We start from the raw sequence: 17,567 nt of genomic DNA, 5'->3' as shown, positions 1-17,567 counted from the left end.
CGCAGCAGCAGACCGGAGGTGAGTGATGGCGTCGGAGCGGCTGACGTTCACGCTGGAGGGCCGGGATCACCTGTCGCGGGTTCTCGGCCACGCAGGGGACTCCGCGGAGCGTCTCCGGCGCCAGATGGAGGATGCGTCCGACGGGTCCGGGCAGGCCATCCTCACCCTCACCCAGGATGCCGACGGCCGCCTGCATGACCTTGAGGGTCGGTTCGTGTCTGTGGCGGACGCTGCGGCACTCATGGGCCATCAGACCGAGGGTGCGCGGCGGCCGCTTGCGGATTGGTCGCGGGCCGCCGACGAGGCGCGGCGTCTCGGCAAGGAGCTGAAGTGGTCGTGGCTGGCGCTCACGCCGGCCGCGCTGCCCATGGCGGCGGCTCTGGCACCGGTGGCATCGGCCACCGCAGCCGCGGGTGTGGGCATGGCCGCGCTGGCGCTCGCCGCAGGCCGGCAGATCGCGGCAATGGCGGAGGCGTCGCAGGCTGAGACGAAGTACACCGACGCGGTTGAGAAGAACGGCCGGACGTCGGAGGAGGCTGTCAAGGCCCAGGTGGCCTATGCCAAGGTGATGGCGAAGCTGCCGCCCGAGACGCGGCAGGCGGCGGCCGCGCTGTCCGTGTTCAAGGACGAGTACAAGCAGTGGGCTGACAGCCTTGCGAAGGACACCACCGCGCCGCTGATCAAGGGCCTGGGCGTCATACAGGGCATTTTCCCGAAGTTGACGCCGACGGTGAAGACCGCGGCTGCTCAGCTGGACCGCCTGTTCACGGTGGCTGGTGGCCAGGTGGCCAGTCCCGGCTTCGATGCGTTCATGCAGAAGGTGGACCGCTGGTCGTCTGGGGCGCTGAAGCGTGCCACGGACGGGCTGATTCACCTGTTCCGGGAGGCGAGTAACGGTCGGCTGTCGGGCGGTGTTGCCGAGTTCATGGAGTGGGCCCGTGCGCAGGGCCCTGCGGTGTCTGCGACGCTGAAGGACCTCGGCCGCGCTCTGCTGAACCTGCTGCAGGCTGGCAGTGATGTGGGCGTTGGCATGCTGGCGGTGGTGCAGGCGCTGAGTCACCTGGTGGCTGCTGTGCCGCCAGGCGCGATCACGAACCTTCTGCAGATGGCGATTGCAATCAAGGCAGTTCGGATTGCGGCAGCAGGACTTGCGGCAGGACGGGCGTCGGTGGCTGCGTTCGCGGCGCAGATCACGCTTATGCAGGCTTCTGCGTCTGCGGCTCCGGGTCGTCTGGCCGCGCTGTCGGCGTCCTTCAGTGCGATGTCGCGGGCGACGAAGACCGCGCTGATCGGATCGGGTATTGGCCTGCTGGTGATTGCGCTGTCGGAGCTGGCGGCGACGTCGGAGCAGGCGCCGCCGGACGTTGACAAGCTGACGACGTCGCTGGCGCAGCTGGGCAGGAATGGCTTTGCCTCGGGTGAGGCAGCACGCGCCTTCGGCGATGACTTGAGTGGCCTGCATGACAAGGTCCGTTCGCTGACGGACCCGAGCACAGCGGACAACATCCAGCAGTTCGTCGTCACGCTGGGCGGCCTGGGTACCTGGGACTCGACGCCGGTCAAGCAGGCGAAGGAGAACATCGACGCCATCGACAAGTCTCTCGCCAGCCTGGTGTCGAACGGGCAGGCGGACCTGGCGGCGGGCGCGGTACAGCGTCTGGCTGCCGGGTATGCCAAGAGTGGGCGGGACGCGTCCGAGTTCACGAGCAAGCTGGATGACTACCAGTCGGCTCTGGACGATGCCAAGTTCGAGCAGGATCTCGCTGCTCAGAGCATGGGCCTGTTTGGTCAGCAGGCGTTGGCGACGAAGCAGAAGTTGGACGCGCAGAAGCTGAGCGCGGACGGCTTGAGGCAGTCACTTCAGGCTCTCAACGATGTGAACCGCGCCGGGCTGGGCGGGATGGTCGCGTTCGAGGCGGCGCTGGATGCGACGACCGAGGCGGCGAAGAAGAACGCCGGTGTCTGGGGTACGAACGCCAACACCTACAACCTGTCGTCCGAGAAGGGACGGGCCGCCGCAACTGCACTGAGTGATCTCGCGGCGAAGACCGACGAGGCCACGGCAGCCGCGCGCGAGTCCGGGGCGTCGTGGTCCACGGTCAACGGGATCTATGACCGGGGCCGGACCGCGCTCATTGCGTCTGCCCAGCAGATGGGACTCAGCGAGACAGCTGCCAAGCGGCTTGCCGATCAGATCCTGCGGACGCCCGACAAGACTGCCCAGATCCGGGGCAACATGGAGGACCTGCAGGCCAAGCTCAACAGCGCGAAGGCGCAGCTGGGGAAGGTGCCGGACTCCAGGAAAGCGCAGGTCCGGGCAAACATCGCCCAGCTGCAGGCGCAGCTGGCCAAGGCGCGTGGCGAACTGAACGCGATCGACGGCACAGTGGCAACCGCGTCGGTGATGGTCACCTATCGGACCCAGCACAGCGGCGCGTCCGACTTCACCAAGTCGATCGGTGGCTTCGCGGGCGGTGGTGACCCTCGTCCGGGCGAGGTTGCTTGGGTCGGCGAGAACGGCCCTGAGCTCGTCCGCTTCGGGCGGGGTGGCGCTCACGTCTACGACCATCAGACGTCGATGGGCATGGTGCGGCAGGTCGGCGCCGGGCAGGACGTGGGCGCCGGCCTGATGGCTGGGATGCTCCAGTCCCGGTCCGGCGTCGAGCAGGCGGCGCGCGGCATGGCTGCTGGCGTGGAGGCCGGTGTCCGGGCCGAACTCCAGATCGCCAGCCCCAGCAAGAAGATGATCGCCCTGGCCAAGGACACCGGCCGAGGAATGATCGTCGGCCTGACGGGGACGAAGGCGCAGATCAAGGCTGTCGCCATGGATCTGGTCAAGGACATCTGGAAGGCGTGGGAAGGCCAGAAGACCAACGTCGACAGCGGCCTGGTCAAGATGGTCAACCGCGAGCACGCCAAGCTCCAGGCCCTGGCCAGCAAGCGGGACGCGCTGCGGACCCGGCTCGGGAGCGCGCAGGCTCTCCTGAAGTCCAGGATCGAGGAGCGGGACCGGTACGCGGCCGACATCCGGTCCTCGGCACGGTCGGCGTCGGGCCTGTCCAGCCTGGGCCTGGAGCCGAAGCAGGTCACCGCCAGCTCGATCAAGCAGGGCCTGGGGCAGAAGCTCAGCAGGCTTCGGCAGTTCACCCGCTGGATCGGCGTGCTGACGAAGCGCGGCATCAACAAGAACCTCCTGCGGGAGGTCCTCGCGATGGGACCGGAGGAGGGCTACGCCTACGCGTCTGCGTTGGTCGGCATGTCCAACGCTGACCTCAAGGCCGTGAACAGTCTCCAGTCCCAGATCGACAAGGAGTCCGACACCCTCGGCAAGCGGGCTGCGGGAACCATGTACGACGCCGGCGTCAACTCCGCTCGGGGCCTCGTGAAGGGGCTCCAGTCCCAGGAGAAGGCCGTCGTCGACCAGATGTACAAGCTGGCGAAGGCGATGGAGAAGGCCATCAAGAAGGCCCTCGGCATCAAGAGCCCGAGCCGGGTGGCCCACGCCATCGGCGTCAACTTCGGCCAGGGCCTGAGCGGCGGCACCCTCGCGTCGCTGCCGGCCGTCGGCCGCGCAGTCGACGCTGTGGCCGGGCGCATGGCTGGGATCCGGCCCATGCCCGGCCGCGCCGCCGGGGCGTCTGCCGGTGGTGGGTCCCCCATCTACATCACGGTCCAGGGCGCGATCGATCCGGTGTCGACGGCTAAGCAGCTGCAGCGGGTCCTGGTGAAGCTGGACCGCACCAACGGCGGAGGAGGGCTCGGGCTTTGACCAGAGTCACTGTGCAGTGCGGCTTCGGGTACTCCCCGATCGCGTCGGGTATCGCGTGGACGGACATCACGCGGTACGTGGCGCTGGGTGATGGCGACGAGATCGCCATCACCCGCGGGGCGGAGGACGAGTTGGCCGACACCCAGACTGGAACGCTGTCGCTGGACCTGGACAACAGCGACGGCCGGTTCACCGCGGGAAACTCGGCGTCGCCGTACTACCCGAACGTGCGCCGCAACGCTCCGATCAGGGTGATCACGACCGTGTTGGGCGGGATCAACTATCTCGCCCAGCCCGGGTTCGAAGTCGCCGACAACGGGTGGGACGCGGCACCGGGGCTGGCTCCGGACTCGGCCACGATCGACACCACGCATGTCCGGTCCGGAACCTACGGCTTCAAGATCGGATGGACGAACAGCGGGACCGGCGGCGTGATGCAGTGCCCCCTGTACGGGCTCACGATCGGCGTCCAGTACACGGCGTCGGTGTACGTGTGGGTACCGGCCGGTGACCCGGCAGTGCGGCTCGACATCGACGGCACCACCATCGGCACGGCGTCCAACGTGACCGGCGCCTTCCAGCGGATCAGCGTGACGTGGACAACGACCGCCGCCTCGCACATCCTGCGGATCACAACGAACACCACCTCCCCGGTCGTCGGCGACTTCGTGTGGATGGACGAGGCACAGGTCGAGCAGGGCTCTTCGCCCACGACGTGGTCGTCGACGGCCGCGACCCATCACGCCCGGTACTTCGGCATGGTGACGTCCTGGCCCATGGGCTGGTCCGGACTCCAGTCCACGGTACGGATCACCGCGTCGGACATGCTGAAGTGGCCGAGCCGGAGACCCGCGCTGGGGCCGATGCTGGTCGAGGAGATCCAGGGCGACGAGGCCAGGCTCTACTACCCGCTGTCCGAGCCCGAATCGTCGTCGACAGCGGGCGATCAGTCCGGGTACGGCCGGCCGTCGATGACGATCCAGCAGACGGGGGTCGGCGGCACGCTCACCTTCGGGGCCGGCACGGGCGCCCCCTCGGACGACCTGCCAGCGCCCATCTTCACCCCGGCATCGGCGACGGCCGGGAAGTTCCTGCAGTGCTCTATCTCGCCGATGCTCACCTCCAGTGGCGCGACGGGGCCCGCAATCCCCGGCGACCAGGTGTTCGAGACGTGGTTCTCCACGTCCACGTCGGGCCGGGCCCTGATGGCCTGGACGTCGGGCGCTCCCGCAGCGTTCGACGCGGGCATCCGGTTCCAGCTGGAGAGCGGCACCGGAAAGTTGCAGGTCATCGAGTACTCCTCGCTGGGCACGACGACGCACACGATCGCCACCCCGAACCTCGCGGACGGCGGCGCGCACCATCTCGTATGGGACGAGGCCGGCCACGATGTGTGGGTCGACGGCATCCAGTACGCCGCCGGAACCACCACGTGGCAAGACCGGGTCGTCCTCAACGTCGGGGCCAACGAGCTTGGCAGCAACCTGTGGGTCGGCTCCATCAGCCACGTCGCCGCTTACGTCCGCAACGGCGGCTTCCCCGCGATCAGTGAGATCGTCGAGCACTACACCGCTGGCCTGAACGGCTTCGCTGGCGAGCAGGCGTGGATCCGGATGTACCGTCTTGCCGGGTACGCCAGGATCCCGGGGGTGACCCCGCAGGGCACCTTCTCCAACGTCGCCTCGCAGGGCACGTTGGGGTCGTCGCCGCTGGCTCACATGCGGGACATCGAGCGCACCGAGTCCGGCAAGCTCTTCGCCGACCGCGGGTCAGCGTGGCTCGTCTTCCAGGGTCGGACCGTCCGCTACAACCCTGTGTCGGCTGTGACGCTGTCCTACGCCGACCTGGAGACAGGCGGCGTTGAGTTCTCCGACGATGACCAGAAGCTCGTGAACTTGGTGACAGCGTCCCGGCCCGGCGGCGCGACGCAGCGGATCCAAGACGCCGAGTCGATCGGCCTGTACGGCATCTACGAGGATCAGCTCGATGTCCTCAAGACGTCCGACTCGGAAGTCATCGACGCGGCCACGTGGATGGTCATCCGGTACGCCGACCCGCAGCCGGAGATGCGGCAGCTGCCGGTCGAGGCCTCGACCCTCAGCACCGCCACGTACCGGGCCCTGCTGACTGCGGACATCTCCACGGTCCTCACGGTCATCGGCCTGCCCGCAGAGGCTATGTCCCCGACTGTCACCGTGACGGTCGAGGGCTACACCGAGCGGATCTCCCAGGGGCAGCACTTCCTGGACTTCCACACCTCCCGCTCGGACACCGACAGCGTGTGGGTCCTCGACGACCCCACGTACAGCGTGCTCGGCACCACCACCCGCCTCGGCTACTGAAAGGCACCTGATGGGCCTGATCACCCGCGCGGAGGACTACTACCTCCCCCCGCCCTACCTCGCCCCCGACGCCTGGGCCGACAAGGCGCCGGCACTGCGCTGCGTCCTCTGGTACGAGTACCGCCAGCAGCGACGGATCCACACCGGGGACGCGTTCGTCATCGGCCAGCAGCTGTACGCACGCATCAACCACGGCCGGTGGCTGGCCGACTGCACCTGCGGGTCGGCGCAGATCGTGACGCCGACAGACCCGCGCATGTGGTGCGTCGAGTGCGGCACCGGCTGGTGGCAGCTCACCTTCCCCGCCGACGTCACTGCGGTCGAGGAGTCCCTCGCAGCTCTTCCTGTCGCTGAGCGGAACTGGTGGGCCGAGCCCGACCCCGCACGCCCCACCCTGGAGGTCTGACCCGTGGCTATCGCAGTCCCCCGTACCTGGGTCGTCGGTGAGGTTGTCACCGCGGCCGAGCTCAACGCTGAGATCCGCGACCAGTGGAACGACGTCCTCGCCGCCTGGGTCACGTACACCCCGACCTGGACCGCAGCCACCACCAACCCGGTCCTCGGCAACGGCACCATCGTCGGCCGCTCGAAGAAGATCGGCCGGCTGGTCAACTTTCAGATCGACCTCACCATGGGCAGCACGACCACCTACGGCTCCGGCGCCTGGTCCCTGACGCTGCCATTCGCGGCCGCGGCCTCGTCTGGCAGCCGCATCGGTGTGGCGCAGGCCCTCGGCGGCTCGCGGTTCCCGGGGCAGGTCGTCATCAGCCCTGCCGCCACGGGCACCTCGCCGTTCTTCCCCGCGTCATCGGCCGTCTCCAACCTCTCCAGCGTGGCCGCCACCACCCCGTTCGCCTGGGCGTCCGGCAACGAGCTCAGGATCACCGGCACATACGAATCGGCCACCTGACCCCTGCTTCACACTGTCCGCCCCGCGCCGTCGGCCGGGGCTTTCGTCATGTCTGGAGGCCCCATGGCCTGGTATCCCGGGGCGACCCGGTACGAGCTGCAGCCGGAGTCGGACGCCCAGCCGGCGATCCGTCCGACGCAGGTCATCTTCCACAGCATCGCGGCGCCGTGGACGGCGAAGCGGGTGTACGAGTACTGGCGTGACTCGACGAACCTCGAGTCCCACTTCGGCCTCGGGTACGAGGGTGACCTCGGTCAGTTCATCGGTACGGAGACCCGGGCGGACGCCAACTATCAGGCGAACCGACGGGCCGACGGTACGGGCGCGATCTCTCTCGAGAGCGCGTCGAACCTCGAGCACACCGACCCGTGGACGGCGGCGCAGGTCGAGGAGCTGATCAAGCTCGGGGTCTGGGCTCACAAGACCCACGGCATCCCCCTGCGGATCTGTCGTTCCTGGGATGACCCGGGCTTCGGATACCACGCGCTGTACCCCGAGTGGGCCGTCTCGGGCACGGCTTGCCCGGGCGCCGCGCGCATCAAGCAGTTCCGCGAGGTCGTGTTTCCGGGCATCGTCGCCCGCGCGGCCGGCACCACCACCCCACCCCCCGAGCAGGAGGACGACATGGACCCGGTCGACGTCTGGGCCTACAAGGGCAAGGACGAAACTCGCGACGCGTACTGGTACCAGCGCGACACCAACACGCTGGCCCGCCAGGCGCGTGACGACGTTCGCGCCCTGGCCGCCCGCGTGGATGCCCTGGAGACCACTGGCCTCACCCCCGAGCAGGCCGACCACCTGGCCGAGCTCGTCGCCGACAAGCTCGCCGCCCGACTCGCTGACTGAACGGAGCACCCCATGAACCGTCTCCTCCTCGACACCGTCGAGCGGACCCTCGGCACGTACGCCGTCACCTTCCTCGGCCTGCTCCTCGCTGACGGCTTCGACCTGACCAGCGTCGGAGCGGTGAAGGCCGCCGCGATCGCGTCGGTGCCGGCCGCCCTGTCCGTGGTGAAGGCCGCAGTCGGCACCCTGATCGGCGACAAGACCACGGTCGGCTGGATCGCCAAGAACAACCTGCGCTGATCGGAGCACCACACATGGTCGACGAGCCGACTCCTGGGGAGATGGTCCGACGCTTGGAGGATCGGCTCGCTGACGTCCGCGACGACATCCAGCAACTCGGTCGGCGCATGGACGAGAAGGTCGACCAGAAGGTGTACGACCTCCGGCACGAGGCGCTCGCCACACGTGTCGCGGCGCTGGAGACAGTGCGGGAGAAGGACGCCGAGAAGGTTGCTGCAACCCGCCGTTGGCTCATCGGCGCCGTCATCATTCCACTCGTCGCGGTTCTCTTGCCCGTGATCATTCTGCTCATCCAGGGGGCGAGCACATGACCCGTATCCAGCTGCGTGCCGAGGAACGGCGGTGGCGGCGGGGGGACATGCTCGCGGTTGTGGCTGCTGTGGCGATCGGGCTTGTGCTGGCGGGGATCCTCGTCGCGGTCCGGTCGCTGCAGCTGGAGCTGCGGACAGCGAACGCCGCGCGGGATCAGCTCGCGGCGCAGGTGGAGGACCTTGGCGGCAAGCCGATCGCCGGCCCTCCCGGGTCGCGCGGTCAGCCTGGTCAGACGGTTGAGGGTCCGCCGGGGCCGACCGGTCCGGCGGGCGATCCTGGCCCGTCGGGCCCTGCGGGGACGCCGGGGTCGACGGGTCCGCCTGGTCCGTCGGGGAGTCCGGGGGTGGCTGGTACGGACGGCGTGGGGGCGTCCGGACCACCAGGGCCCACCGGGCCCCCGGGGCCCACTGGACCGGCAGGCCCGACTGGACCGCAGGGTGAACAGGGGGTGCCCGGCCGCGATGGCGCCGCCGGCCAGGACGGCACGGATGGGCAGACCTGCCCCGACGGGTACACGCTGCAGCCGCTGGCTGGGGATCCGAACATCCTCGTCTGCCAGAGGACCGTGCCCTCGGCGCCGCTGAAGGGCCGGGACAAGCAGGACCAGTAAGCGACGCCCCCTCTGCCTTCGGGCGGAGGGGGCGGCTTTCTGCGTTCTGGATCACATAACAGTGGCCTTGCCCCATACCCTGGCAGGTGTCGAGTCTGTTCAGAGATAGGGGCAAGGCCGTGTCACCTGATGCTACCCCGGACCCGTACGCCAACCCGATGACATTTGGAACGCGACTGCAGATCCTGCGCCAGCACCGCGGGATGACCCGCGAGGTCCTTGCCGGCCTCATCGGCATGTCCGTCGAGTGGGTCAAGCGGGTCGAGAGCGGGCGGATTGAGGAGCCGGGCCTCAGTACCGTACTGCGGGCCGCGGAAGCGCTCCGGGTCCGCGACCTCTCCGAACTCACAGGACGCAGCGACATGCACGCCCCTCTCTTCCAAGGCCCCGGCCACCCCCGTCTTGCCGCCGTCCGCGCAGCGGTCGATGCCCTGCCGATCGGTACGCCTGCGGCGGCCCCGCCGCGCGCCGAGCACCTTGCGGCGCGGCTCGCGGTGGCTTGGCAGTCTCGGCACTCTGCACCAAACCACCGGGAGATCGTGGGCGGCCTGCTGCCGGGCCTCATCCGGGATGCCCACCTGGCCGTGCAGCACGCTGAGACCCAGGCCGACTGGCGCGCCGCGCAGGCGGTGCTGAGCGAGACCTACTCGCTGTCGCAGTTCTTCCTGGCCTACCAGCCTGACCCGTCGCTGCTGTGGCGGGTCGCCGAGCGCAGCATGGTGGCCGCCGCCCAGTCCGCGGATCCGCACGCCATCGGCGTCTCGGCATGGCTCATGGCCCAAGCACACCGCGACTCCGGCCCGGGTCACTACGACGCCGCGGACGCTGTCACCATGCAAGCGCTGGAGTACCTGGCACCGCTGCTGCCGGACGCCGACGATCGCGTCCTGGCGATCGCTGGCGCCCTGGAGTTCGAAGCTGGGTACACCGCGGCCCGCCGGGGCAGCAAGGGCACGGCGTGGGGGCACTGGAGTAAGGCTCGGAAGATGGCGAAGGCGCTGCCCGCCGACTACTTCCACCCTGTGACGTCGTTCTCGCAGGCCATCATGGGCGCCCATGCCGTGACGGTGGCGGTAGAGCTGCACGCCGGCGGTGAGTCTGTACGGCAGGCAGTCCGGGCGGACGCCACGACGATTCCGTCTCGGCCGCGGCGGGCCCGGCACCGGATTGAGGAGGCCCGCGGCTACCAGCTCGACAATCAGCCTGATGTCGCGATCGCCACACTGGAGAAGGCGCACGAGTCGGCGCCGGAGACCATCCGGTACAACGGCTACGCCAAGGCGCTGATCCTGGAGGAGTGCTCAGCACGTGCCGCCGGCCGCCGCGAGCGGGCCTCCCGACTGGCCGTGAAGGTCGGCCTGTTGGCCGCCTGAGACAAGGGGGTACTTTCGTACCCCTCGCGTTCCTGGGGCGCTCTTACCTTGAGGTCAGCAGATGACCTTGAGGGAGGAGCGCCTCGTGACGTTACCAATGGCGGGCCCGGCCCGGCAGCCACGCAGCCGCCGCCACTGCACGTACTGCCCTGAGCCCGACGCTGACGCTTGCGTCCGCGCCCGCAGCGACGAGGAGGGCGGCGACCATGTCTACGCCCACCAGGCATGCGCCGCCGATCGCAAGGTGCCGACGCTGTACGTGTTCACTGACGAGCAGCCGGCTGGGGCACCGCGGTGACGAAGGAAGCCAGGGTCATGCTGCCCGAGTGCCAGCTCGCCCTGCACGTGTCGTGCAAGACCGGCGGGGTCCACGTCCTCGGTGAGAACCGGGTCGCGGCCGGCACTCCTGGCGCGGTGCTCGTGATCCCCGCGAAGCGCTGCGACTGCCCCTGCCACGGGAAGGAGGTGGCCCGGTGAAGCACTGCGCGTACTGCGGGCACCTCATCGTCGGCGAGGCCGAGGAGATCGCCCCCGAATCGGCAAGCGGCGCCCGCCCCACGGCGTACTGGCACAAAACCGCCACGGACTGCATAGTCGCCGAGACGCGGGAGACCGGTCACTCTCCCCTCCAACGGCGCCTGAGCCACCTCTGAGCTCCTGCTCGTCCGTGTTCTCGGCGGACCACGGGCGAGCAGGCACAGACGGCCCCGGCCGGTATCCATCCCCCATGGCCGGCCGGGGCTACCGCACCAACTCTGCGAGGGGAACGTCGAGGGCGCGGGCGATCCGCAGCAGGTCGCCGTATCTGGGGTCGCTCTCGCCGGCCTCGATTCGCTGGAACGTCCTGCGGTCGATATCGGTCATCTCCACGACATCTTCCTGGGTGTGACCTCGGTGTATCCGCAGGTCACGGATGCGCCGACCTAAGACTCGGCGTTGGTCATGGACCCATTGCGGTTGTTCGTGAGGCACTCGACAACGCTGTGACCTGCATGATCCCATGTCAGCGTCAGCTGTGACGCTTTTCGTGATCTTGATACGGGACCCCGAAAACGGCCGCCCGTTCGCCGAGCACCCCCGGCGGGCGGGCGGTCTTCGTTGTGCCTGCCACTCGGGCTGGGAGGTGTGGGAGATTCCATGGGAGATGATCATGAGGAGTGGATGCGCAAGACTGCAAACTCCTGCTAGATACTGCTAGATACGCGCACCGCTAAGACGCAGGTCAGCGCCATATCAGCAGGTCAGCATCCTGGCGGCGAAGCCACCCGACTGATCGACCGCATCTTCTGGGAGACGAAGAAGGCCTGATCTCCCTCTAGGCGGCCCGACCTGCGCTTTCGCAGGCCGTACCGCCCAGCTGTCCGCACCCGGTCCGCAGGCCGCCGAACACGGCGTCCATGACGGCCCGGGTGCGGTCGTCTTTCCCGGCCACAGCGATGGCCGGCGCGCTCACGGCCGACGCCGCAAGAGAGCGGCGAGCGCGTTCGGCACCCCGAGGCCCACGGCCTGCGTCCCCGTGGACACGTGCGATTCCGGCCAGTCAGTGATCTTGTGACGCGCGGATGTGGGCGCTGAGCGCCGCTCTACTCGTAACTGGTGGCTGCATGGAGGGCTCGGGCCATGAAGGTCCAGTCCCCGTCCGGCGGGATGTCTTCTCCTGCGTGGCGGTACGCGCCCGGGGAGTCGTGCACCCATGCGGCGAGCGCCTCGAGGAAGTCGTCCAGGGTGTTGTTCTCCCATTCGCGGCCGCGGGCACGGAACTCCTGGTGCAGGTCCTGCAGGAAGGTGACCAGCTCTTCACGGCTGCGCGGTTCGAACGACATCACGCCAACGTACCCAGTGTGATCGCGCAGGATCCAGGGCCATCAGAAGATCAACGCCAGAGCCGGCTGCGCCTGCCTGAGCGAGAACCGCCGCCCTCAGGCAACGTCCCCTCAGTGGAACCAGACGACGAGCCGCACCTGGTCCGCGCCGTGGAGCTCGCCGAGCGTTCGCATCACGGTCCAGACCGGGCCCCAGTCGGTATCGTTCCCCGCCACGCTGTCGCGGCTTCGGGTGCCGGAGCTGTCCGTCTCGTTCCAGTCGGCGGCGGCGAGTTCGGACCAGGTGACCCACGTCGTGCCGTGGACATCAGGAGAGCCGCCGTAGGTGGCGTACTCGGTTCGCAGGGCCTCGGACGCGTCAGCCGGAAAGCCCCGTCCTTCGGCCAGGGGGCGGAAGCCGACGTGGTTTCGGATGCCGAAGAGGCAGGCGAGGGCGTCATACGCGTTGCCGTTGTTGAGGAGGAAGAGGTCGATGGCGGTCCACCAGACGGAGTCCTCGTCGTCGGGGCCCCAGAGACGGGCGCCCGGGCGGCACTCGATCATCCCGGCGACTTCGGTGGACATGGTGGGATCGTTCCTGACCGGCACCTGACTCGGCAACCGCATTCGCGTCAGCTTCTGCTTCTGCTTCTGCTTCTGCTTCTGCTTCTGCTTCTGCTTCTGCTTCTGCTTCTGCTTCTGCTTCTGCTTCTGCTTCCAGTGACGTCGTCACCGATTTCGCGCGATTTCTCGAAGACCCCGGAAAGGCACCAGAACTCTGGCCAGTTCCCCGTCCCCCGACCGGCACATCGTCGTCCGGAACGCGGAGCACGGCAGCCCCTTGGAGCAGGGACTCCGCCGCGCGCCGGTCCTGTTCCTACTGCTCCGTCGGAAGTGTGTAGCGGCGCTTCTCCTTCGACGTGGCGCCCAGGCGGTCGTAGAAGCGGATCGCGCTCTCGTTCCAGGCGGGGGTCTGCCACTGGAGTTCCGGGAGGCCCAGGGTGCGGGCCTCGGTGCGGATCGCCGTCATCAGGAGGGGGCCCAGGCCGTGGCCGCGGGAGGTCTCCGTGAGGTAGAGGCAGTCCATGTGGAGGTACTCGGTGCCGTCCCAGGTGGACATCTCCGGAGCGCAGGTGGCGTAGCCCGCGAGGGTGCCGTCGGGGAGGGCCGCGACGAAGCAGCGGAGGCGGGGCGGTTCGGGGCCGAAGAGGAGGCCGCCGAGGCGGTCCGCCAGGCCGGGTGCCGGGGCCGCGGCCTTCTCGTACACGGCGTGCTCGGCGATGAGTTCGACGACCCGGGGCAGGTCCTCGGGGCGTGCGTGGCGTACCTCTGCCCGGCCGGGGGCTTCCTCGCGTTCGGTCATGCGGTCATCATGCACGGTCCCACCGGCAGCGTGGCCGTCGTGCCCTGCCGGCGGAGCCACTCGCGGTACGGGGCCGCCCGCAGGGCCACCTCCCGGTAGGCCGCCGCGAGTTCGGCGTACAGCGCGTCGAGCGGCGCTCCCGGGCGCGCGTACAGCAGCAGCCGGACGCCCAGCGGGTCGCCGCGCAGCGGCCTGATGGCCATGTCCTCGCGCGGGCCCGACGTGGGCTGGCAGGGGGCGACGGCCTCGCCGAGGACGATGAGCGAGGCGGCCGTGTGGTAGTCGCCGTGCAGCAGGGGCGGGTCGATTCCGGCGGCGCCGAGGACCCGTCGGAGACCGTCCCATTCGCCGTCGACGGTCGGGTCGACCATCCAGTGGTCGGCGGCGAGGTCGGCGAGGTCCACGACGGGGCGCCCGGCGGCCGGGTGGTCGCGGGCCATGGAGATGAACTGCGGTTCGCGGGCGACCAGGACCCGGCCCGTGAGGCCCTCGGGCACCCTCAGCGGACAGCCCTCCACCTCGTGGACGAAGGCCACGTCGAGCTGCCCGGTGGCGACCGTGCGCAGCAGGGCGTTGGCGGAGACGTCCACCCGGAGGCCGACGTCCGTGCCGGGCAGCCGCTGTCGGAGGCGGCGCAGCCAGCCCGGCAGCGCCCGGCTCGCGGTGGAGCCGACGCGGAGTCCGGGTCCGTCGGCGCGGGCGACCGCGGCACGGGTCTCGGTGACGAGCGCGGCCATGTCGGCGACCAGGGGGCGGGCCCGGCTGAGCAGGGATCGGCCGAGCGGGGTGGGGCGGCAGCCGGTGCGGCCGCGGGAGAAGAGTTCGGCGCCGAGGGAGTTCTCGATCCGGCGCAGCTGGGTGGTCAACGAGGGCTGGCTCATGCCCAGTTGACGGGCGGCCTTGTGCAGGCTGCCCGTGTCCGCGATGGCGCAGAGCGCGCGCAGGTGTCTCACCTCCAGCTCCATGCCCCGAGGGTAGGGCGGTCACCGGAGTCGCACCAGACGCCCGGAACCCCTCAATCACCTTTGATTCCAAGGGAGTTGAGGGTTGATGCGCCTCGGTGATGCGGTGAGGTTATCGGCGGTTGACATCATCCCGGCGCGGCCCGGCTCCCCCGAGACTCTCCCCGAAACCCCAACAGGAGGAGCCCCCCATGCGTCACCCCAAGGTCCTCACCTCCGTACTGACCGCCGCCCTCGGCCTCGGCCTCGCCGCCTCCCTCGGTACGGCCCCGGCGGCGGCGGTCGGCACGGTCACCGCCGGCAACGCCGCCGTGGCGTACGCCGGTTCCGCCGAGGAGGCCAAGGCCAACCAGGCCTTCTTCGACGCCGTCGTGAAGTCGGTGGCGAAGAAGCGGGCCGCCACCCCGGGCGCGACCGCCGTCACCGTCGTCTACAGCACCGCCAACGCGCCGAGCTTCCGCACGCAGATCTCCCGCTCGGCTCAGATATGGAACAGCTCGGTGGTGAACGTCCGTCTCGTCGAGGGCAGCAACCCTGACTTCGCGTACTACGAGGGCAACGACTCCCGTGGCTCGTACGCCAGCACCGACGGCCACGGCAGCGGCTACATCTTCCTCGACTACCAGCAGAACCAGCAGTACAACTCGACCCGGGTCACCGCCCACGAGACCGGGCACGTCCTCGGGCTCCCGGACCACTACAGCGGCCCGTGCAGCGAGTTGATGTCGGGCGGCGGCCCCGGCACGTCCTGCCAGAACGCCCAGCCGAACGCGCAGGAGAGGTCCCGCGTCGACCAGCTGTGGCGTTACGGCCTCGCCTCCGCGTTCAAGAACTGACCCGCGGTCGCGTACGACGGCCACACGGCCCTGTACGACGCCCCACGCGGCCCCCCGTACGACGGCCACGCGGTCCCGTACGACGACGGCGGCGGCGCCCCCTCCCCGGGGCGCCGCCGTCGGCGCGTCTCGGCTCAGGCCGCCTGGAGGAGCCGGCGGCCGAAGTCCGCACCGGGCGGCAGCTGGCGCCGTACCCGCTCCAGGGCTCCCTCGAAGTCACCCCCGGCGACGCAGGACTCGAAGGCGGCGCCGCCGTAGTGCAAAGTGAGGCTGAGGTCGGCGCGTTCACCGAGCGTCAGCAGGCAGGCCAGCGTGGCCGGCTGGGCGACGCCGTCCACGACGACGGGGAGCGGCAGGTCCCATTCCAGGACACAGCCCGTGAGGGCGCTCCCGCCCTCGTCGGCGGCACCGAGCGCGGCGAAGCCCTCGCCCGCGTACTCGATCCCCCTGATCCGGGTGGCGACGCGCCGCCCGTCGGCCGTGATGACGATCGCTTCCGCGCCGCTGCGGTCCCGGTACCAGCCGGTCCAGACTTCTGTCGACTCCGATGACATGCGCGGACTGTAGCGGTATGACCGGCTCCGCCGCGCGCCCGGTCACCCCGGGGCCGGACTTCTCCCGATCTCGCCGTTCTTGCCGGTCACGTGCGTGGTAGCGGCTTCCGCCCCCTCGTAGAGCGGGCATTCCGGGTTGCCGCAGGGCCGCGCCTCCCACTCCGGCACCCAGGCCCCGAGGACCTTGTGCCGGGTGGCCACCATGCCGAGCGGTTCGCCGCAGGCCGGGCAGTGGCGCTCGGCCAGGGGGTCCCGTGTCGTGCGAGACGCCTCGTCACCCATGCATCCAGGGTAGGTCGCCCCGCACGCGAGCGCTTCCCGCCGCCGGGGGCGGCCCCGCGAGCCCGGCCTGAGGCGGAAGACGGGACCTACCGCTTCCTGGTGTACGTGCGGACGATCACGCCGTTGTCGAAGACGCGGACGCCGCCCAGTTCGAAGTCGCGGGGCTCGAAGCCGGCGCCGAACATCGGCATGCCGGTGCCGTAGACCTGCGGGTAGGTCTTGATGATCAGCTCGTCGATCTCCTCGATGAGCTCGCCCGCGATGGTGGAGCCGCCGCAGAGCCAGACGTCCAGGGGGCCGTCCTCGGCCTTGAGCTCGCGGACGCGGCCGACGAGGTCGTCGGCGATCAGCTCGACGTCGGGGTGGGGCGACTCGGTGAGCGAGCGGGTGGCGACGAACTCGCGCAGGTGGCTGTAGGGGCTGGTGACGCCGATGTCCAGCGCGAGCCGGTACGACCCCAGTCCCTGGATCACCGTGTCGAAGTGCTTGTTGTCGCCGTCGATGCCGAGCATCTCCCGGCCCTGCGTCGGAATGGTCTCCGGGTATTCGGTGCCCATCCAGGCCATGTACGGCCCCTGCGAGTACGCGAACATGGAGCTGGCATCGCCCTCGGGGTCACCGATGAAGCCGTCGATGGTGCAGGCGATGTAGTAGGTGAGCTTGCGCAAACCGGTCCTCTTCGTCCGGGGAAGTGGGCTGCGGACGCAACCACGACAGCTATAGTGCTTCATCTGTAGTGGTTGCGCAAGGCCCTTTTCGCGCAAGACCTCTTCTCGAAGGAGCCCGACGTGGCGAGAAACCCGGAACGCCGTACGGCCCTGCTCGACGCCGCGATCGAGGTCCTGGCGGACGAGGGTGCCCGTGGGCTGACCTTCCGGGCGGTCGACGCCCGGGCGGGGGTCCCCACGGGCACCTCCTCCAACTACTTCAGCGACCGGGACCAGCTGCTCTCCCAGGTCGCCGACCGGATCTTCGTACGGCTGACCCCGGAGCCCGGAGCCATCGACGCCGCGCTGCTGCCGGCGCCCAGCCGCGCCCTGGTCGTCGAGCTGATGCGCTGGCTCGCCCGGCGGATGACGGCCGAGCGCACCTGCTACCTGGGCCTCTTCGAACTGCGCCTGGAGGCCGCGCGCCGCCCGGGGCTGCAGAAGCGGTTCACCGAGGTGCTCCGGGCGGACCTCGACCTGAACATCCGGCTGCACCTCGACTCCGGCATGCCGGGGGACGCGGACACCGTCCGGGTGCTCTACGTCGCCCTCACCGGACTGCTCCTCGACCACTTCACCGTCCCGGGGCTCCTCGGCGACCGGGACCTGGACGACATGATCGAGACCGTCGTCTCCCGGATCGTCCCCGAGGCCTGAGC

General features: G+C 69.5%; 20 protein-coding genes. 12 read left to right on the top strand and 8 right to left on the bottom strand.

Going from position 1 to position 17,567, the window contains the following annotated elements:
- Positions 1–25: 25 nt before the first annotated feature.
- From ACN9M0_RS24765 to ACN9M0_RS24720, 10 genes are all read left to right on the top strand, one after another.
- Positions 26–3,769: a hypothetical protein gene (locus ACN9M0_RS24765; RefSeq protein ID WP_426404215.1), complete on the top strand. Its 3,744-nt coding sequence runs from the start codon at positions 26–28 to the stop codon at positions 3,767–3,769.
- Positions 3,766–6,111 (top strand): hypothetical protein, encoded by a 2,346-nt coding sequence (locus tag ACN9M0_RS24760; protein ID WP_426404214.1) that lies wholly within the window; start codon positions 3,766–3,768, stop codon positions 6,109–6,111. Before ACN9M0_RS24765 ends, ACN9M0_RS24760 begins: the two co-directional genes overlap by 4 nt.
- A 10-nt stretch (positions 6,112–6,121) precedes the next feature.
- The gene (locus tag ACN9M0_RS24755; RefSeq protein WP_426404213.1) at positions 6,122–6,517 is read left to right on the top strand and encodes a hypothetical protein; all 396 of its coding nucleotides are present in this window, start codon (positions 6,122–6,124) and stop codon (positions 6,515–6,517) included.
- A 3-nt stretch (positions 6,518–6,520) separates the two neighbouring features.
- Positions 6,521–7,021 (top strand): hypothetical protein, encoded by a 501-nt coding sequence (locus ACN9M0_RS24750; RefSeq protein ID WP_426404212.1) that lies wholly within the window; start codon positions 6,521–6,523, stop codon positions 7,019–7,021.
- 63 nt (positions 7,022–7,084) lie between these two features.
- Positions 7,085–7,867 carry a peptidoglycan recognition protein family protein gene (locus ACN9M0_RS24745; protein WP_426404211.1) on the top strand — a complete coding sequence of 261 codons (783 nt, stop codon included), beginning with the start codon at positions 7,085–7,087 and terminating at the stop codon, positions 7,865–7,867.
- 12 nt (positions 7,868–7,879) lie between these two features.
- Positions 7,880–8,107 (top strand): holin, encoded by a 228-nt coding sequence (locus tag ACN9M0_RS24740; RefSeq protein ID WP_426404210.1) that lies wholly within the window; start codon positions 7,880–7,882, stop codon positions 8,105–8,107.
- Between the two features lie 14 nt (positions 8,108–8,121).
- On the top strand, positions 8,122–8,418 hold the full coding sequence (locus ACN9M0_RS24735; RefSeq protein WP_426404209.1) for a hypothetical protein: 297 nt from the start codon (positions 8,122–8,124) through the stop codon (positions 8,416–8,418).
- Between the two features lie 769 nt (positions 8,419–9,187).
- Positions 9,188–10,402 (top strand): helix-turn-helix domain-containing protein, encoded by a 1,215-nt coding sequence (locus tag ACN9M0_RS24730; RefSeq protein ID WP_426404208.1) that lies wholly within the window; start codon positions 9,188–9,190, stop codon positions 10,400–10,402.
- A gap of 315 nt (positions 10,403–10,717) precedes the next feature.
- Positions 10,718–10,879, top strand: coding sequence for a hypothetical protein (locus tag ACN9M0_RS24725; protein ID WP_426404207.1), 162 nt, complete (start codon positions 10,718–10,720; stop codon positions 10,877–10,879).
- Positions 10,876–11,055 (top strand): hypothetical protein, encoded by a 180-nt coding sequence (locus ACN9M0_RS24720; RefSeq protein ID WP_426404206.1) that lies wholly within the window; start codon positions 10,876–10,878, stop codon positions 11,053–11,055. Before ACN9M0_RS24725 ends, ACN9M0_RS24720 begins: the two co-directional genes overlap by 4 nt.
- An 88-nt stretch (positions 11,056–11,143) precedes the next feature.
- Here ACN9M0_RS24720 and ACN9M0_RS24715 read toward each other — a convergent pair whose 3' ends face one another.
- The 5 genes from ACN9M0_RS24715 to ACN9M0_RS24695 all read right to left on the bottom strand — a co-directional run bounded on the left by ACN9M0_RS24715 (position 11,144) and on the right by ACN9M0_RS24695 (position 14,532).
- The gene (locus ACN9M0_RS24715) at positions 11,144–11,404 is read right to left on the bottom strand and encodes a helix-turn-helix domain-containing protein (RefSeq protein WP_426405323.1); all 261 of its coding nucleotides are present in this window, start codon (positions 11,402–11,404) and stop codon (positions 11,144–11,146) included.
- A gap of 581 nt (positions 11,405–11,985) precedes the next feature.
- A complete protein-coding gene (locus ACN9M0_RS24710; protein WP_426404205.1) occupies positions 11,986–12,225 on the bottom strand; it encodes a DUF7660 family protein in 240 nt (79 codons plus the stop codon).
- A gap of 111 nt (positions 12,226–12,336) precedes the next feature.
- Positions 12,337–12,789, bottom strand: a complete 453-nt coding sequence (locus ACN9M0_RS24705) for a hypothetical protein (RefSeq protein ID WP_426404204.1) — start codon at positions 12,787–12,789, stop codon at positions 12,337–12,339.
- A 292-nt stretch (positions 12,790–13,081) separates the two neighbouring features.
- Complete coding sequence (locus ACN9M0_RS24700) at positions 13,082–13,567, bottom strand: GNAT family N-acetyltransferase (RefSeq protein ID WP_366040036.1); 486 nt, start codon at positions 13,565–13,567, stop codon at positions 13,082–13,084.
- Positions 13,564–14,532, bottom strand: coding sequence for a LysR family transcriptional regulator (locus ACN9M0_RS24695; protein ID WP_426404203.1), 969 nt, complete (start codon positions 14,530–14,532; stop codon positions 13,564–13,566). Before ACN9M0_RS24695 ends, ACN9M0_RS24700 begins: the two co-directional genes overlap by 4 nt.
- A 188-nt stretch (positions 14,533–14,720) precedes the next feature.
- Between ACN9M0_RS24695 and snpA the strand changes: the two genes are divergently transcribed.
- The gene (gene snpA, locus ACN9M0_RS24690; protein ID WP_366040038.1) at positions 14,721–15,365 is read left to right on the top strand and encodes a snapalysin; all 645 of its coding nucleotides are present in this window, start codon (positions 14,721–14,723) and stop codon (positions 15,363–15,365) included.
- 134 nt (positions 15,366–15,499) lie between these two features.
- On the opposite strand, the gene ACN9M0_RS24685 is transcribed toward snpA, so the two are convergent.
- The 3 genes from ACN9M0_RS24685 to ACN9M0_RS24675 all read right to left on the bottom strand — a co-directional run bounded on the left by ACN9M0_RS24685 (position 15,500) and on the right by ACN9M0_RS24675 (position 16,869).
- Positions 15,500–15,919, bottom strand: coding sequence for a DUF6304 family protein (locus ACN9M0_RS24685; protein WP_366040039.1), 420 nt, complete (start codon positions 15,917–15,919; stop codon positions 15,500–15,502).
- 42 nt (positions 15,920–15,961) lie between these two features.
- Entirely contained in the window at positions 15,962–16,201 is a 240-nt protein-coding gene (locus ACN9M0_RS24680; RefSeq protein ID WP_366040040.1) for a hypothetical protein, read from the bottom strand.
- 86 nt (positions 16,202–16,287) lie between these two features.
- Positions 16,288–16,869 carry a dihydrofolate reductase family protein gene (locus ACN9M0_RS24675; protein ID WP_366040041.1) on the bottom strand — a complete coding sequence of 194 codons (582 nt, stop codon included), beginning with the start codon at positions 16,867–16,869 and terminating at the stop codon, positions 16,288–16,290.
- A gap of 120 nt (positions 16,870–16,989) precedes the next feature.
- Here ACN9M0_RS24675 and ACN9M0_RS24670 point away from each other — a divergent pair, with 120 nt between their 5' ends.
- Positions 16,990–17,565, top strand: a complete 576-nt coding sequence (locus ACN9M0_RS24670) for a TetR/AcrR family transcriptional regulator (RefSeq protein WP_366040042.1) — start codon at positions 16,990–16,992, stop codon at positions 17,563–17,565.
- The last annotated feature ends 2 nt before the right edge of the window (positions 17,566–17,567 follow it).

This window comes from Streptomyces sp. R-07 (genome assembly GCF_049913175.1).
Taxonomy (GTDB): Bacteria; Actinomycetota; Actinomycetes; order Streptomycetales; family Streptomycetaceae; genus Streptomyces.
The sequence above is the reverse complement of the archived record's forward strand: the minus strand, read 5'-3'. Positions and strand labels throughout refer to the sequence as shown.

Bases quoted from the DNA above. Each gene is read 5' to 3' on its own strand.
- ACN9M0_RS24765 (WP_426404215.1), top strand. From the start codon at position 26: ATGGCGTCGGAGCGGCTGACGTTCACGCTGGAGGGCCGGGATCACCTG.
- ACN9M0_RS24755 (WP_426404213.1), top strand. From the start codon at position 6,122: ATGGGCCTGATCACCCGCGCGGAGGACTACTACCTCCCCCCGCCCTAC.
- ACN9M0_RS24745 (WP_426404211.1), top strand. From the start codon at position 7,085: ATGGCCTGGTATCCCGGGGCGACCCGGTACGAGCTGCAGCCGGAGTCG.
- ACN9M0_RS24740 (WP_426404210.1), top strand. From the start codon at position 7,880: ATGAACCGTCTCCTCCTCGACACCGTCGAGCGGACCCTCGGCACGTAC.
- ACN9M0_RS24735 (WP_426404209.1), top strand. From the start codon at position 8,122: ATGGTCGACGAGCCGACTCCTGGGGAGATGGTCCGACGCTTGGAGGAT.
- ACN9M0_RS24730 (WP_426404208.1), top strand. From the start codon at position 9,188: ATGACATTTGGAACGCGACTGCAGATCCTGCGCCAGCACCGCGGGATG.
- ACN9M0_RS24725 (WP_426404207.1), top strand. From the start codon at position 10,718: ATGCTGCCCGAGTGCCAGCTCGCCCTGCACGTGTCGTGCAAGACCGGC.
- ACN9M0_RS24715 (WP_426405323.1), bottom strand. From the start codon at position 11,404: ATGGGATCATGCAGGTCACAGCGTTGTCGAGTGCCTCACGAACAACCG.
- ACN9M0_RS24710 (WP_426404205.1), bottom strand. From the start codon at position 12,225: ATGTCGTTCGAACCGCGCAGCCGTGAAGAGCTGGTCACCTTCCTGCAG.
- ACN9M0_RS24705 (WP_426404204.1), bottom strand. From the start codon at position 12,789: ATGTCCACCGAAGTCGCCGGGATGATCGAGTGCCGCCCGGGCGCCCGT.
- ACN9M0_RS24700 (WP_366040036.1), bottom strand. From the start codon at position 13,567: ATGACCGAACGCGAGGAAGCCCCCGGCCGGGCAGAGGTACGCCACGCA.
- ACN9M0_RS24695 (WP_426404203.1), bottom strand. From the start codon at position 14,532: ATGGAGCTGGAGGTGAGACACCTGCGCGCGCTCTGCGCCATCGCGGAC.
- snpA (WP_366040038.1), top strand. From the start codon at position 14,721: ATGCGTCACCCCAAGGTCCTCACCTCCGTACTGACCGCCGCCCTCGGC.
- ACN9M0_RS24685 (WP_366040039.1), bottom strand. From the start codon at position 15,919: ATGTCATCGGAGTCGACAGAAGTCTGGACCGGCTGGTACCGGGACCGC.
- ACN9M0_RS24680 (WP_366040040.1), bottom strand. From the start codon at position 16,201: ATGGGTGACGAGGCGTCTCGCACGACACGGGACCCCCTGGCCGAGCGC.